At 38.0% G+C, this 15,612-nt stretch carries 12 protein-coding genes and 1 pseudogene; 5 read left to right on the forward strand and 8 right to left on the reverse strand.

Annotated features, from left to right (window positions below; genetic code table 11):
* Window positions 1-474: 474 nt before the first annotated feature.
* From CIK00_RS16535 to CIK00_RS16540, 3 genes are read left to right on the forward strand one after another with little or no spacing between them, the layout of a single operon-like run.
* Window positions 475-942 carry a DUF302 domain-containing protein gene (locus CIK00_RS16535; RefSeq protein ID WP_101769760.1) on the forward strand — a complete coding sequence of 156 codons (468 nt, stop codon included), beginning with the start codon at window positions 475-477 and terminating at the stop codon, window positions 940-942.
* A gap of 11 nt (window positions 943-953) precedes the next feature.
* Complete coding sequence (locus tag CIK00_RS21190) at window positions 954-1,649, forward strand: hypothetical protein (protein ID WP_107249878.1); 696 nt, start codon at window positions 954-956, stop codon at window positions 1,647-1,649.
* The gene (locus tag CIK00_RS16540; RefSeq protein WP_227990303.1) at window positions 1,631-2,134 is read left to right on the forward strand and encodes an RNA polymerase sigma factor; all 504 of its coding nucleotides are present in this window, start codon (window positions 1,631-1,633) and stop codon (window positions 2,132-2,134) included. The genes CIK00_RS21190 and CIK00_RS16540 overlap by 19 nt, the downstream gene beginning before the upstream one ends.
* Before the next feature lie 123 nt (window positions 2,135-2,257).
* Here CIK00_RS16540 and CIK00_RS16545 read toward each other — a convergent pair whose 3' ends face one another.
* The 3 genes from CIK00_RS16545 to CIK00_RS16555 all read right to left on the reverse strand — a co-directional run bounded on the left by CIK00_RS16545 (window position 2,258) and on the right by CIK00_RS16555 (window position 7,615).
* Window positions 2,258-4,834: a glycosyl hydrolase family 18 protein gene (locus tag CIK00_RS16545; RefSeq protein ID WP_101769762.1), complete on the reverse strand. Its 2,577-nt coding sequence runs from the start codon at window positions 4,832-4,834 to the stop codon at window positions 2,258-2,260.
* Between the two features lie 396 nt (window positions 4,835-5,230).
* Window positions 5,231-6,232, reverse strand: a complete 1,002-nt coding sequence (locus tag CIK00_RS16550; protein ID WP_233426572.1) for a HEAT repeat domain-containing protein — start codon at window positions 6,230-6,232, stop codon at window positions 5,231-5,233.
* 63 nt (window positions 6,233-6,295) lie between these two features.
* Window positions 6,296-7,615: an anaerobic sulfatase maturase gene (locus CIK00_RS16555; RefSeq protein WP_101769763.1), complete on the reverse strand. Its 1,320-nt coding sequence runs from the start codon at window positions 7,613-7,615 to the stop codon at window positions 6,296-6,298.
* A gap of 342 nt (window positions 7,616-7,957) precedes the next feature.
* On the opposite strand from CIK00_RS16555, the pseudogene CIK00_RS16560 reads away from it, so the two are divergent.
* Window positions 7,958-8,071: pseudogene (locus tag CIK00_RS16560) on the forward strand (sulfatase); the annotation flags it as partial.
* Window positions 8,072-8,105: 34 nt separating this feature from the next.
* Window positions 8,106-9,800, forward strand: a complete 1,695-nt coding sequence (locus CIK00_RS16565; protein WP_101769764.1) for an alkaline phosphatase family protein — start codon at window positions 8,106-8,108, stop codon at window positions 9,798-9,800.
* Between the two features lie 222 nt (window positions 9,801-10,022).
* Here CIK00_RS16565 and CIK00_RS16570 read toward each other — a convergent pair whose 3' ends face one another.
* The 5 genes from CIK00_RS16570 to CIK00_RS16590 are packed head-to-tail and all read right to left on the reverse strand — an operon-like array spanning window position 10,023 to window position 15,608.
* Entirely contained in the window at window positions 10,023-11,357 is a 1,335-nt protein-coding gene (locus CIK00_RS16570; protein WP_101769765.1) for a BatD family protein, read from the reverse strand.
* Entirely contained in the window at window positions 11,357-13,060 is a 1,704-nt protein-coding gene (locus CIK00_RS16575) for a vWA domain-containing protein (protein ID WP_101769766.1), read from the reverse strand. The genes CIK00_RS16570 and CIK00_RS16575 overlap by 1 nt, the downstream gene beginning before the upstream one ends.
* On the reverse strand, window positions 13,053-14,159 hold the full coding sequence (locus CIK00_RS16580; protein WP_101769767.1) for a VWA domain-containing protein: 1,107 nt from the start codon (window positions 14,157-14,159) through the stop codon (window positions 13,053-13,055). The genes CIK00_RS16575 and CIK00_RS16580 overlap by 8 nt, the downstream gene beginning before the upstream one ends.
* Complete coding sequence (locus CIK00_RS16585; protein WP_101769768.1) at window positions 14,149-14,673, reverse strand: DUF4381 domain-containing protein; 525 nt, start codon at window positions 14,671-14,673, stop codon at window positions 14,149-14,151. The genes CIK00_RS16580 and CIK00_RS16585 overlap by 11 nt, the downstream gene beginning before the upstream one ends.
* Window positions 14,673-15,608 carry a DUF58 domain-containing protein gene (locus CIK00_RS16590; RefSeq protein ID WP_101769769.1) on the reverse strand — a complete coding sequence of 312 codons (936 nt, stop codon included), beginning with the start codon at window positions 15,606-15,608 and terminating at the stop codon, window positions 14,673-14,675. Before CIK00_RS16590 ends, CIK00_RS16585 begins: the two co-directional genes overlap by 1 nt.
* Window positions 15,609-15,612 lie beyond the last annotated feature (4 nt).

Here is a 15,612-nt window from a genome sequence, read left to right on the forward strand (position 1 = left end):
CAAATAAGCATTTTATTATTATTTCTTACAAAATCCATGTGATGTTGATACCAAAAAACACCCCCACAAAGAGAAGTAATGCGATCCTCTATCCAAAAACAAAACAGTCGCAGAAAAAACAATCTTGATGTAACGTTTGTAACCATTTTTAGCCATTAATGTAACAGTTAAGCAGCCATTTTTTTAATGAAACTGTGAACCTCATCACTGGTAATTATAATCACCTCCAAGATAATCCATTCATCCATATTATGCACTTATGATAATAATGATCACGCACCACCGGATTATTAACCCATTTATCAGTGACTACTTTCTGCTACGCCCTCTTAATAATCAAATTTACAACAATCGTAACTGATTGATAAATATTAATATTAAATTTATTTAAAATATTTTGAATCCTTTTTGAAATTTTTAGCCTCTTTAAAGTAGAAACAAAATATCTTGTCTCTACTTTAAGGATTAAATCTAATGAAAACTAAAAATATTCTGCTAACAACACTGATGTCTTCTGTTCTATTTATCGCTAGCCAAAGTGCAGTAGCCGCGCCTGTAAACGCATTTATGACTGTAGCTTCACAACAATCATTTGCTGAAACAACTCAAGCAATACAAGAAGCAGCAACAAACAACCAAATGATGGTAATGGGGAAAATAGATCAAGCGAAAGTGATGTCAATGACCGGATTGAAAATGGAAGGAGCACAAAGCTTTTTAATCGGTAGCCCACAATCAGGTAAAAAGCTTTTTAGTATGTTCCCAGCCGCGGGTGCTGTTGTACCAGTACGTTTATATGTTTGGGAGCAAAACCATAAAACATCAATTGGTTGGTTTAACCCAGCAGAACAATTAACAATGATTTCACCTAAGTTACAAATGCCAGGCAAAATGCTTGAAAAGAAAATCATGAACATTGCTGCTCAAGCATCACGTAACTAGGAGCAGACCCCATGAGGCTACTAAGATTGTTAAATAATCGTAATACTATAGTGATGTTAGTAGCCTTAATGGCAGCCTCAATATCACCTTTAGCTTTTACACTCTCAGCAACCGGAATGTATACATTCCACTGGTTAGGTATTTACGCAATATTACCTGCCGTGATTATTTGGTTCAGCATTCTGGCTTATTCAGCCATAGCACCAAATAAACAACTAATGAATATAATGATGCTATCTATTATGGCCGGTATTATTGGCACCATCGCCATGGAGATTGTAAGAAGTATTGGCTTCAGTTATTTTAATGCCATGCCCGGGGACTTACCGATGCTTATGGGTGTTAAATTAACCAATCAATTTATGGTCGGACCCAACTGGTGGTCAAATTTAATTGGCTGGAGTGATCATTTTTGGAATGGTATTGGATTCACATTCATCTATTTAGTTCTTTTTGGCAAAGGTAAATGGTGGCTTGCCACATTATATTCAATAACTGTAGCAACTACTTTTATGCTAAGCCCAGTAATGAATATATTAGGTGTTGGTTATTTTGGCCAAGAATTTGCGCCGATTGCTTTTCCATTAACGGTGTACCTTGCTCACATTGCATGGGGAACCACATTTGGACTCATTGCTCAAAAAAGCACCAAACATATTGAATCATTGTATGAGAAAGAACGTCAATTATGGATAGAAATGAACTAATCGAGGCGGCCAGACAAGGAAGCTCAGAAGCAACAGAACAACTGCTTATTGACTGGCAACCAACACTAAAGAAAATGGCTTTTAAACAATGTACATCTAATGATGTCGATGATGCAGTCCAAGAGTCTTTAGCTATTATTTGGCGACGAATAGGGACATTAAAAACGGTAGAAGCATTTCCTGGATGGTTATTAATCATTATCAAAAGAGAGTGTTCTAAGCTAATGAAATCAAATAATAATTTAGATGAATTACCAGAAGATTATCATGAATTATTTTCTTATTATTCTAGCCCTGAATTACGATTAGATATCATTGCCGCTATTCATTCACTACCTGAGAAATACAGATCTGTCATATTATTGAGAGATTTAGAAGAATTATCGATTGGTGAAATTGCTGATAAATTATTACTAACAAGAATGGCAGTCAAAAGCAGGATTCACCGCGGACGATTAATGATGCAAGAATATCTGGAAAAATAAGGTCTTATCTTATTGGTCATTTTATATAAAAGCCGAGTGTTTTTAAACACTCGGCTTTTTGATCCCATTAATCGCAATAACACAACATTGTTATTTCACCGTGTCTTGATTAATAAAGATGACTTATTTTACTTTTACCCATACATCCGCTTTACCCGGCTCATCACCTTTTGTCCACCACTTAGCTTCCCATGAGGCGTTCAAATGCGTTGTGATATCACCACCGCTATAAGCTATATTTGTATCCCAACCAAGCTGTACATCACTGATTAATTTCCATGTTTCATTACTTGGTGTTGGTTCACTTGCTTGATTCCACCATTTTGACTGATAAACAAGTCCATTATGGCTTACCGTTTCAGTTGTATAGATTGTTACTTTATTCCATGCAGGGTATTGACCTTCTTCCGGATCAACAACATCACCACCCACTTTTTTTGCAACGGTAATTACACTGTTAGCTTGGGCATCAAGTTCACCATCAGTTACGCTAACAACAATTTCATATGTTGTATCTTGCTCTAATTGAGGCGCTTTTAATGTAATAGTTTCAGCATTATGGCTACCAATAACAGCTAAATCAGTTGGAATAGTCCAATCAAAAATCAAAGCATCATTATCAGCATCTGTTGCTTGTGCTGTAATATTGAGGGTTTCTCCAGATTTTACTTTATATAAACGATCTAAAGTAACCACTGGCGCATGATTTTCTTGTTGAGGTGTATGAGCAATAACAATTGAATCAGTTGCCGTTAACCCTTCAATATCAGTGACGGTTAATACAAATGTGTACTCTTGATCGCTTTCTGTCGCAGTAACATCAATCTCAGCTTTTGCAGTATCAGCATTAACAATAGCAACCTTATTACCCGCAGTTTGTTGCCACTGATAAGTCAATATTTCACGTTCAGGATCATAAGACTTCGTACCGTCAAGGATCACAGTACGAGAACCTATAACGGTAATATCAGCACCCGCATGAGCAACTGGCGCTTGATTTTCAGGTTCTACTGGCGGTGTAGTATTACCATGCCCAAGGCCTTCATGCATTGCATTTAGAATATCGCCATTATCAGCATCAATTTCCCAAGAAAAAACACCGCCTAGATTATTTTCAAGAGCGTAATTACCTTTAGCGATTGCTGAGCGAGCATTATCATAAGTGATGAGATCACCAGATGATGCGTTAAAAAGATATGGGGCTTCAGCTTGTTCATCATAGCTATAAGTCCAACCTTCACCCATATGGTTATTGGCAATATCACGATAATCTAAAACGCCATTTTCCCATGTACCTTTAATCGGTCCAGTGGCTTTACCACTAAATGGATTGCCTTCAGTATAACCACTCACACCCGTCCAACCACGTCCATACGCGGCAACGCCAACCACTAATTTTTTAGGTTCAACGCCTTGGGCTAACATCGCATCAATACCTAGCGACGTATAATATTTAGTTTCTTCTTTTAAGCTCGATTTATGTAATGCCGTCTGGTGGTTTAAATCATTTAAATCAAAAGCACCATAGAAGTCATAAGACATCACAAAAATATTATCTAAGTATTGCTGAGATTCATTATAATCAATAACTGCAATCTTATCTGGACCTGCACTAATGGCTGAAGTCAGTTCATATTTACGACCAGTCTCGGCGGATAATTCATCCAACATCGTACGTAAATCTTTTAAAATCAAGTTATATGTCTTGCCGTCTTTGTCTTTATTACCAAGCGCTGGGTTTGCACCTTCACCACCAGGAAATTCAAAATCGATATCTAAACCATCGAAGAATTTCCATGTTTGTAGATAACGCTTTGCTGAAGCAACAAAAGTGGCACGTTTAGCGTCATCATCCATAAAGAAGAATGGGTCAGATAATGTCCAACCACCAATAGATGGCAAAATTTTCAGATCAGGATTGGCTTGTTTTAACGCCATTAACTGACCAAAATTACCTTTATACGGATCAGACCAATCATCAACACCTGTTTGGCCCTTTTGAATCGCAGCCCACGGGTCGTGAATAGCTAATTCAAAATCATTAGTGCCTGCACACGCTTTTTGTAATGCTTCAAAAGAACCGCTAATGGTTTTAAGACTGTCGTTAATCCCATCACCACCACACATTGGTACAAAACCATATAGAATATGTGTTAGGTTTTTAGCGGGTAGCATATCAACGGTATATTTACGACCGTAAACACCCCATTCAACAAAATAAGTACCAACAACTTTATTGGTTGTATTTGGATAAGCTTTATTGTTTTCAATAAATTCCGTTTTTAATGGTTCTAAATGGCTACCATCAGTATCGGCAATAAGCAGTAATTTCTCATCTGAAACAACAGAACCGTCTTTATTAGACAGTTCAATTTGCATTTTATAACGACCGCCTTTATTCATTTTAAATGAAGCAGACTTTGCAGCACCATCACCTATCCAAACTTCAGAGCCATTAATTAATACTCGTGCTGTGGTTGCTGGCTCGCCTGAATAAGCATCCCATGAAACATCAACAGTTATTTCATCATGTAGCGCTTTTACAATTTTACTATAAGCAATTTCATCACGATTAAGCTCTACAAGTGAAAATTTATAATCACCCCAACCAATAGTTGGTTTACCCGGGGCTGCTGCTTGAGATTGTCCAGAAAATAACGCTGTTGAGATCATTAAGGCTAATAGTGCTTTATTTTTCATTTATTTTTCGCTGAGATGTAAGAAGAGCGATGCATATTATTTAAACAAAAAAATAAATAAAGTAATATTTTGCAATTGATTGAATTTAGTCTGTAGGGGAATAACTTAATAGCGTAATCTCTGAAAAAACCAATACAATAATTCCAAAATAGAATTATTTATAATATTTCAATAAAACATAAAAAATATAAAACATGATATAATTTATTTATTATTCTATTTAAAATTGATTTTGTTTTATTTATAGTGATTAAGAAATTATTTATCTGTTATTTTTAATTACCTTATTACTTAATTTATTTAAAAACATATCAACAAGTTTTTAAATAAATTGATGCCTATATTTCCCTTATTCTTAATTGTAATAAAATTTAAACGTCACAGAGACAAAGAAAATCATTCTTTACGATTGTGCTTTAATTGCTTAATCACCGACTCTGGTGCCAATTTTTCTAACTCAGTGATACATGCATTCGCTTTTTCATTACCATGTCTAATATAAATATCACACAAGGCATACAATTGTTCTGGTGATCCCGAAATCAAATAGGCTTTTTCAAATGATGCTATCGCTACAGTTAAATCAAAATCTTGATGTAATACACCATTAAGATACCAATAATAACTATTATTATCCGCCAACGTGGTGGCTATCGTCATTGATTCAGCCGCTGATTTTTTTTGATTTAACCGTACTTGAGTCAATGCTATTGCATAATATAGACTCGCTTCTTGCGGTAATTGTTTAATTGCATTCTTTAAAACAACCAAAGCCTTTTCATCTTGATCTTGAGCACGATAGTTATCAGATAAATTAAGCCAAATTTGACTGTTTTTCGGGTCAATTTTCACTAATCGCTGATAAATAACCTCAGCTTCTTTCCATTCACCATGCCAACGGTAGGCATCTGCCAATAACAATTGCTGATCAGGTTGACGCTGTAAATACGCGACAAGATCCTGATATGACGCTTCAAAATTATGTTTTTGATCGACATTCATCGTCTGGTAATTACGCAACAAATTAACAGTCGCAGCCATGCGCACATTAAATTCAGCATCATTTAAAAGCGGCGTAAGCATTCGCCACCGATGTTCAAATTTATATAATTTCGATCCCGTAATCGCCGCTTCACGAATAACAGGGCTGGGGTCTTTTAACCCCCGCGCAACCGCAACCAAACTGTTTTGATTTGGGTAACGAGCCAATTGACGTAACGCCTCGGCACGTTTTATAACGGTTTCATTTTTATTTTGAGCAACATATGCCAATTGTTGTTCAATCGGCATATTCTGCACTTGATTTGTAGGTGCCATCTCGGTTGCAGCATAAGATGAAATAGAAAAGCTCAACACGCTCATTAATCCTATCGCTGCATATTTCTTGATCTTATTCATCACGGGTAACACTCCATACTATCGTCTTCTTTATCCGCCTTATTCATTAAACAGTGGACTATATTAAAATTTAGTATGATAAACCGCCGCCCGTTGTGCTTCTAATCGCTTTGCATCACTGTATTTACCTTGCTGCACCGAATGCCCTAACATATTCAATATATAAGCAATCGATTTATCCGCGTGAGCAAAGAATTTTTGCCAACCCGCACACAAATAATTTAACCCAGGCTCACCGTCTTTAGTCTTTATGAATCGATTTTTAGGACACTCACCATGACAGGCAAACTTATACTCACACTGTTGGCATTGCATTGTCAGGGTTTTCGCTTTTGCAAACCCAAATTGTTGTTGCTTACGGCTATAAGCCAATTCATCTAATTTCTGATGGTGAATATTGCCAATTTTATATTCAGGATAAACGTAGTGATCACAAGAGAACACATCACCATTGTGTTCCATCGCCAAACCTTTGCCACAAATTTCACCTAGTGTACATAATGGGTTTTTACGTCCCATCCATGTTTCAACACTGGCTTCAAAATATTGAACAAACACTTTACCTACATCGTTCTGAGCCCACTCATCAAACACAGCAATTAAGAAATCTCCCCATGCTTGATCAGACACGCACCATGGTTCCATAATCGATTGTTTGTTGCCGGGTATTAAACGTTTATCACCTTGGCGTAATTGAGCACTGGTTTGTTCAGTTTGAGGGGCGACAGTTCGAAAACTTTTTTGTTCTACAATCGGAATAAACTGCATTTGAGGTGATTTAACCACATCACGTAAGAAACGGTACACGTCAAGAGGATTACGGCTAGTGAGGTTATTAACACACGTTAATGTGGCAAATTTCACACCGTATTGATGTAATAAATCTACCGCTTTCATCACTTGCTTAAACGTTCCTCGACCCGCTTTATTGGTACGATACGCATTATGTAATAACTCAGGACCATCAATACTCAATCCAACCAAGAAATTATTTTCCACCAGAAACTCACACCATTGTGGGGTTAATAATGTGCCATTGGTTTGAAGGTCATTGGAGATAATAACGCCTTCAGGTTGATATTTTTGCTGCAATACCACAATCTTTTTAAAATAATCTAAACCTAGCAATGTCGGCTCACCACCTTGCCATGAAAAAATAATTTCAGGGGTATTTTGGCCTTCAATATATTGCTGAATATAGGTTTCTAGAGTCGCGTCATCCATTTGTGGAGAGCACCCTTTTTTATAGTCAAGTAAGTCTTCTTTGCTCAAATAATAACAATACGTACAATCGATATTACACACAGCCCCAATGGGTTTTGCCATAACATGTAATCGCTTTGAGGCTTTACCTTGGTACTGAGGCCCTTGAGTAATAATCATTTAAATTCCTATTTTATAACAAAATTAATAGTACAAAGTTATCTAACAAATAGACGAATCCATCTATTAAATCAAACCACGATATAAGTTCTAACTTCATAATAAACAAAAAGAACAAACAAATTAGTTATCTGTATTATTCCAATTTAGAAAGTTCTTTAACTGTATAATAAACGGACAATCATTACTGTTGAGAACATCATGTTTATAGCTTCTTTTTTTACAAAAACAAAAATATCATTAACATTAATGTTACTAAGTGCATTTTTAATAGGTTGTACCAAAACGCCACCACACCCTATTGCTCAGCAAATAAATCAAGACATGGTTCGTATTGATAGCGGTAACTTTTCTTATAACGCCAATGAATCTGAAAACTATCGCAGAAATTTTGCAAGCCAATCTATCATCATGTCAGATATAGGACTACGTTTAGTAAAAGACGTAAAAAAATAACACGCTCCCCGCGTATATTGGCAAGGAATCCATAATGAAAAATAAAATATTGTGTTATATAACGCTCACAAGTGCGTTACTTATTCCAATAACCTCTCTCGCAGCCCCGCCAAAACCTAAATTGATAGTACAAATTACGGTTGATGCACTAAGAGGTGATTTACTTGAACGCTATAAAGCCAATTTTGGTAACGATGGTTTTCGTTATTTAATGGATAATGGCACTTATTATACTAATGCATATTATCAACACGGCAATACTGAAACCATTGTCGGCCACGTATCTCTCGCAACGGGTGCTCCCCCGAGTGTTCATGGCATGGTGGGTAATGTTTGGTACGACCGTAATAAAGAACGCTTGGTTTATAATGTCGAAGACGGCAATTACCAAATGTTAAACGCCGGTGCTGGCGTCAATAAAGCAACAGAAATAGATCCTACCCAAAAAATAGCCACCAAAGATGGACGCTCACCAGATCCAATTCTGGCGACAACGTTTAGTGATGAATTAGCAATTTCAAATAATGGCGTATCGAAAATATTTTCAGTATCAGTAAAAGATAGAGGCGCTATTTCATTGGGAGGCCACCTAGGCAAAGCCTTTTGGTTCTCAAAAGCACAATCAGAATTTGTTACCAGCAATTATTATTACGATAAATACCCACAATGGGTAACATATTGGAATCAACAAAAACTGGCTGAGCAATATTCAAATACACGTTGGGAGCTCTCTCTTCCCCCAGAGAAATACACGGTTAAAGAGAGCAATCCAGACTATAAAGTTGACCTCGATGGGTTTAAACGCACTTTCCCTCACCCATATAGCTCAGTCGACAATAAATATTACAGTACCACGCTAACAGTAAGCCCTGCGGGTGATGAACTCACCGAGAACTTTGCGAGCACATTATTAAAACAAGAAAACTTAGGCAAAGGGACGTTTCCTGATTATTTATCGGTAAGCTTTTCATCTAACGATTATGTCATTCACATGTATGGCCCGACGAGCTTAGAAACAGAAGATAACTTAATTCGATTGGATAAAACCATTGCCAAGCTTTTAAAGAATATTGATCAACAGGTTGGATTAGAAAATACCCTGATTGTTTTATCTGCCGATCACGGTGCATCAGAAGCACCGGCGGTTGTTAATGCATTAGGGGGCCACCAACCAGCCACCTTTGATCAAAAACAATTAATCTCCCCTCAATTACTGACACGTTTAAAAACTGAATTTAGTTTAGGAGAGGATGCCATTCGTTTGTATGCTCAGCCTTATATTTACCTAAACCATAACGTCATAAAAAAGAAAGGCGTCTCGCTTGAAAAAGTTCAGATGGTGGTTGCAGAAGAACTATTAAAAATAAACGGAATTGCATACGCCGTTACCAGTACTGATATAGAGAAAAACCAAGTACCGAATACGCATACTATGCAGTTGGTTAAAAATAACTATCACCCAGCACGTTCAGGTGATGTCTATATCGTTTACCAGCCACGAAACTTTATCAATGACATGGATGGCTTAACTATCGCCTCTACTCATGGTTCACCGTGGCGTTATGACACCTATGTACCGGTGATCTTCGCGGGATACAATATTGATGATAAACAGATTAGCCGTGAGATCACGCCCTATGATATTGCCCCGACACTATCAAGTATCTTAGGCATTACACAACCTAGCGGCGCAACAGGACAGATATTAACGGAAGTGATCAAAAACTAACTTCTGAAGTTATATCAACCTCGTAAATAACAATAAAACGCTTTAAATAACAAAGCAGCATTATTCACTTAATGCTGCTTTTTTTATTTACTGTCTTAACCATTAATGGCCACTCTTATAACAATATTTCTTGCCTCAAGCTCATCAATACGAGGATGATTCTCACAACAAGTAATCCGCAAAATGAAACAACAACCTCATCTCATTTTTGTGTTAATACGCTTAATTTTTCTTGTATTTTGTTCGCTGTTTGGTCAATTGCGGAAAAACAGGCTTGGGCTTACACTTTGCACAAATAGCATTCAAACCTCGCCCTGATTGAGTGATCTGTTGCCATAAAGACAGTGATAATTTTTTTGTAATACCGTGCGATTGAAACTGAGTCGCATCTTGTTGCCAATCAGTCGTCACACAATATTGTTTTAATTGTAACTGATCACTGTGCTTTCTTAATACGCGGTAAAGTAACACTCTCACTTGGCTCCATTGCTGTTGTTTTACGGCGTTAGCATAAATAAACCAAGCAGGTAACGGGTGTGTTTTATAATAGGTTATAGTTTTAAACCCAATCAACGTTATCACCACAATCGCAATAATTAAGGCGATTAATCTATGCCAATATTGGTGTAGCCACGAGCTTAATGTATGCGCAATATAAAAAGATTGTCCCTCAAGGGTAATAGTTTCTAATGTTTGGTTATCAGTATTCCACCAGGTTAAATGAATAGCAGGGAAACTCACATTACCGCCATTTTGAAGAACATAAACAACCGATTCTTTTCGCTCAGATAAATAATCACCACGAGTTTGTGAATCACTTAATTGATTAGGTTGAGGATAGATTTGATAATCCGCAGTCGCTATTGGTTGAATCAATTTTGGAATCAACATTGCTAAAGTATTCGACCCTTTTACGATTAAAGTTCGCGTGATCGCATCCCCTGCTTTTAATTCAGGGTTAGATTGACTCCATTGCTGTTCAACCGAGAAATCTTGCCCAGAAATCCATGCCGATTGCTCACTTAATAAACCTGATGGAATAATAGCGGAGAACGCCTGTGGTTCAGTATATAAAACCCCTGTGGCATTGGTTGAATTAGGACGTGATACTTGTACCGTTACAGCCGTTGAGGGCACCACAAAATGTCCCTCAGCTTGAGGATATAATGTTATTTCCCAACGTTGATGGATCCAGGTAATACCCTCTTTTTTTTCGGTAAAATTCATCGCTAATGGATTGCGCTGTTTAGCTACTACATTGGGTATTTCAATCGGTGCGATTCGCGTTCCGCCAGTAAACCATCGTGGTGTAATCACTTCGATATAGAGAATAATTTGTTGATTAACGGCATAGGTTGACGTCTTGCTGTCTTTTTTTTTGCGGATATTATCGGTATCACTTAACCATGTTTTTATTGTCACTTGATCTGATTTATCAACCATATTGACTGTGCTTGCTTGTGCATTAACACTTATTGACAGCAATGTGAGCGCAAGCATAACCAAAACATAGATAGCGTAGCGTTGAAAATAATGGTGAGCATTATAGGGAGGCATTATTTAATCTCCTCGTTAGACACATCTTTTATATCCACTGATTGCGAACGAAGCTGCAATTGAAATTTAGCACGTAAAAAATACTTAGGATCAGCTTCTACACGACGCAGCCATTTATCAGCAAGCTCTTGGCTGCCTAATATTTCATTCGCATTAAGCGTCTCTTTTGCCATCATTGCAGCATCCACTTTTTCATCAGCGCCATCCCCTGTTTTAGGCTTATCATCACCTAATTCAAACGACTCTTCAGGACCATCAGTACTGCCTTTTTGGCTTTCACTAATACGATTTACTTCATCAACGATGCCTTGCATAAGGGCTAAATTGTTTTCGACCGGTGCTTTTAATTCCGTTTCAAGTTCACCGCTATCAAGCAATAACTGATAAAGATCACGCGCAGCAACATATTCTCTTTGCCTTGCGAGGGCATTCGCAGCATTAAAAAGACTTTGGGGTGTTTTTACTTGTAAAAAAGTACTGTGAGATAATTTATATTCACTCGCATAATAATAAGCGATGCCTTTTTTAAGAGGATCTTGATAACGCTTTGCTGCGGTTAAATAATCAAACTGATTAAAATACCATTGCCCTTGTTGATCCGGCGTCAGCCAAATATTCATCCACCAATGTACTGTCTTATCCCACATCGTAACATCGGCTATCGGCTCATTTGTGGCCGCTTTTAGGCTTACTGTTTCCGCATAAGTGGTCGTTGAATAAAAACTTGGAAACACAATAGCCGCCACTAAACACCACTTGACTAACCACCCTTTTCTAAACCATAACAACATCAATAATGTTACGGGAAACAGCAAAAAATACCCCATGTCTTTCCATGGCATTGCAGATTCATTATTTAATTGCATATGGCGTTCAATATTACGGTTAAGTGCCTTGATATCACTATCATCAATAGTCACTTCCACTACACTCCCCTGCGTATTTTTTGCAAGAGATTTAAGTGATGCCAAATCAAGAGGTTCATTACTGACGCGATCGTTATTGCCCGCTGCCAGCACCAATAATTGATGAGGACTGGTTGAGAAATACGTTTCAAATGCTTCAATCGTTGCCGGGTTTACGCCATCAGAGATCAATAAAACAGTCCCCGCACTTTCAGAGCCTAGTTGAGGCTCAATTAACGCTAACGTTGTTTCAGCGTTTTTCCCTTTCATCGGCATAATATCAGGCTGAATCGCCGCTAAAAAAGGGGCAAAAACAGCATCATCTTTGGTTAATGGCATCGCTAAATGCGCTGAACCTGCAAAAACGACTAACCCTGTTTTACCCCCCTGACGTAATGCAATTAAATCTCGAATCTTTTGTTTCGCACGTTCTAAGCGATTAGGGGCAAGATCTTTTTGTAACATAGATTCACTGTTATCAAGCACAATCAATAAAGCGGCTTTATCTTCCCCAAAAGGTGAAGCTTCACGTTCCCATGTCGGGCCAGCACACACAATAATCGCCACCAGCATGGATACACTTAACAACTTCAGCGGTAATTGTTTCTTCCAACCACTATCACCAATGGTTAAAACTCGACGCAAATGTTGCGGTAGTTGTTGCTGCCATTCATTGTTTGAATCTTGTTTCCAGCGTAAATAAATCACAATGGAAAAAGGAACCAAGAGCAATAACCACCACGGGCGAATAAAATGAAAATTATCGACAATTTGTTGCCACATCAGGGAATTAAACATGTTTTTCTCCTGAGTCTGGTGCGGCTTTATTTGACGATGATGTCAACTGTCGTCGCATCGTTGCAACCCCAAAGCCAAACAGATACATCACTACAATCAGCATAATCGGGTATTGATGAATCGACTTTTTAGGTCGATATGTGGTGCTTTCATATAACTGCGGCTCTAACTCACCAATTGCCGCATAAGCTTGTTCTAATTCATTCCGATTAATAGCTTGAAATGCTTGCCCTCCAGATACTTCTGCAACCCGATTGATCACATCCATATCTAATGCTTTCTCTCCAATCGTGGTGGGATCCCCCATGGCGATCATATGAATACGAACATTTTTAGCCGCAGCAACTTTAGCGGCATCAATCGGCTCAACATAGCTGCCAGTATCATTACCATCAGTTAATACAATCGCGACTTTCTCTCGAGGTTTCTCATTTTTTTCATTCTGTTGTTGAGGCTCGGTTGAAATAGAAAGTTCGGCAGATGCACTTTGCTCAAACACTTTAATCGCAAGCCCGATTGCATCACCTAAATGGGTACTTTGGCCAGCCATTGCCACATCAGTTTGATTTAAGAGTGCTAACCATACTTTTTGATCCGCCGTAAATGGTGTTTGCACAAACGCAGCATCGCCAAATAAAATCAGCCCTAAGCGATCCCCTTGACGCGTTGTTGCGAAATCAGCTAATACTTCTTTCGCAGCATCTAAGCGTGATATTTTCTGAACACCACCATTATCAGATGCTGTTTTTGAGACAAAATCTCGCTCAGCCATGGAGCCTGATAAGTCCACGACCACCATCACATCTCGCCCTAAACTTTCTCGTGTTTGTGGTGAACCTAAAATAGTCGGCTTAGTTAAGGCGAAAATTAATAAGCACCATGAAATAATTAGCAATGTTTTTTGCCAATAACTAGCACTTAACTGACTTGCCCCCGCAGACGGCGTTTCATCTAACGCTTGTACTAGCACATCAAAAAAAGGCACTTTTATCGCTGATTGACGGGTGCGATAAGCAGGAATAAACCAATAAATAATAATCGGTAATGGTAATAGCCATAACCAATATGGATTCACTAACTCCAATTGACTAAACAACATTTTGGCCTCCATTTGTCTTTAAATGAAGTTCAGCATGTTCGACTAACCATTGCTGGCATAACGTCATTAGTGCTGATAATTCTTGCTTGGATAATGGATACTGTTTTTGCACCAAAGACCGCATCCACTTCTGACCAAGATCATCATTAAAGAGTGTAGTTTGTGGTGAGCGATACTCATCTAAATCAGTAAGGAATTTTTCACCAAAGGCATTGGCTTTTTGAGGATTAAGGTAAACTAATACCGCTTTCATCACTTCAAATATATCTAAAGGCAATCTGGTGCTATTTATTGAGGCTTGCATGACGGTCATCAGAGCCATTGCTTCTCGGCGGTAACGGTTATTCCACCACAACCTAATCGATTGAATAACATAATATAAAGCGACAACAATCAAAATAGCCGCAACGACTTTCCAGCCAATAGTTTGAGGAAAACAGCTCACATGATCAGGTATTGTCACCTCACTCATATTTCTTAACATGTAATTACTAGGTGGCGCATGAATGCTCATTATCGGCCTCCAATTGCACGTTTAAATTGTTCAAGATGATAACCCGACGTATCCGCTTCAATCAGTAGCAGCCCTTTTGTCGCCATCAGTTGAATTAATTGCTCTTTCTTTAAATCTTGATGTTCACCTAAGCCTTTATTGGCTAAGTCAAACCGCTTAGCATCACTTAAATTAAGTTGATACGCTCCATCACCCACCACCCAATGGCTGTATTGCGATGGAAACTGAGATTCAAAAGGATCAGAAATTAATACCCCTAATACATCATTATGTTTTTGTAGATGTTTCAGATGGGTAATTTCATCAACCGTGGCCCCATGCCAATCACTTAAGATAATGATGGTGGCTTCTTTGAGTTTCAAACGACCTAATAACGTAACAAATTGAGTAAATCCAACCTCATTGTTATCGCTACTGGTGACATCAAGCAATTGATTCACATTAGACAATAGCTGTAATCGATGCAGCAGGTCAGCTTGAGATCGCTTTGGCTTTAACCAATGAATTTGATCAGGAGTATTAATAATAAACCCAACACGATCGCTATCTTTAAGAATGCGCCATGCGGTCAATGCTGCCAATTCTGCGGCAACCACTGATTTCATGGTATCAATGGATGAAAAGAACATACTGCTGCGTTGATCGACACAAATAATAAAATTGCGATCTTTCTCTTCGGTATATGAGCGAACATGGGGTTTTCCCGTTCGCAGCGTCACTTTCCAATCAAGATTACGAATGTCATCCCCTAATTGGTAATGTCGTAACTCTTCAAAATTTAATCCCCGTCCTCGAAAAATAGACGAATGGCGACCCGACAACGCTGTACCTGCTTTTAAATTGGGTAATAAGCTGAAAAATCCCGCTTGAGATTGTAATTTAATAAGTTGGCTATATTCACAATGAATACGGCTGTCTGTGCTTTTTTTACTCATAAAA

The organism is Photobacterium carnosum (genome assembly GCF_002849605.1).
In the GTDB taxonomy this organism is placed as follows: domain Bacteria; phylum Pseudomonadota; class Gammaproteobacteria; order Enterobacterales; family Vibrionaceae; genus Photobacterium; species Photobacterium carnosum.

What these genes read in the sequence shown, in the direction of transcription:
- CIK00_RS16550 (WP_233426572.1), bottom strand. Translation starts at nt 6,232, where the DNA reads ATGAATAAGATCAAGAAATATGCAGCGATAGGATTAATGAGCGTGTTG.
- CIK00_RS16570 (WP_101769765.1), bottom strand. Translation starts at nt 11,357, where the DNA reads ATGCCTCCCTATAATGCTCACCATTATTTTCAACGCTACGCTATCTAT.
- CIK00_RS16545 (WP_101769762.1), bottom strand. Translation starts at nt 4,834, where the DNA reads ATGAAAAATAAAGCACTATTAGCCTTAATGATCTCAACAGCGTTATTT.
- CIK00_RS16540 (WP_227990303.1), top strand. Translation starts at nt 1,631, where the DNA reads ATGGATAGAAATGAACTAATCGAGGCGGCCAGACAAGGAAGCTCAGAA.
- CIK00_RS16555 (WP_101769763.1), bottom strand. Translation starts at nt 7,615, where the DNA reads ATGATTATTACTCAAGGGCCTCAGTACCAAGGTAAAGCCTCAAAGCGA.
- CIK00_RS21190 (WP_107249878.1), top strand. Translation starts at nt 954, where the DNA reads ATGAGGCTACTAAGATTGTTAAATAATCGTAATACTATAGTGATGTTA.
- CIK00_RS16585 (WP_101769768.1), bottom strand. Translation starts at nt 14,673, where the DNA reads ATGAGCATTCATGCGCCACCTAGTAATTACATGTTAAGAAATATGAGT.
- CIK00_RS16590 (WP_101769769.1), bottom strand. Translation starts at nt 15,608, where the DNA reads ATGAGTAAAAAAAGCACAGACAGCCGTATTCATTGTGAATATAGCCAA.
- CIK00_RS16580 (WP_101769767.1), bottom strand. Translation starts at nt 14,159, where the DNA reads ATGTTGTTTAGTCAATTGGAGTTAGTGAATCCATATTGGTTATGGCTA.
- CIK00_RS16535 (WP_101769760.1), top strand. Translation starts at nt 475, where the DNA reads ATGAAAACTAAAAATATTCTGCTAACAACACTGATGTCTTCTGTTCTA.
- CIK00_RS16565 (WP_101769764.1), top strand. Translation starts at nt 8,106, where the DNA reads ATGAAAAATAAAATATTGTGTTATATAACGCTCACAAGTGCGTTACTT.
- CIK00_RS16575 (WP_101769766.1), bottom strand. Translation starts at nt 13,060, where the DNA reads ATGTTTAATTCCCTGATGTGGCAACAAATTGTCGATAATTTTCATTTT.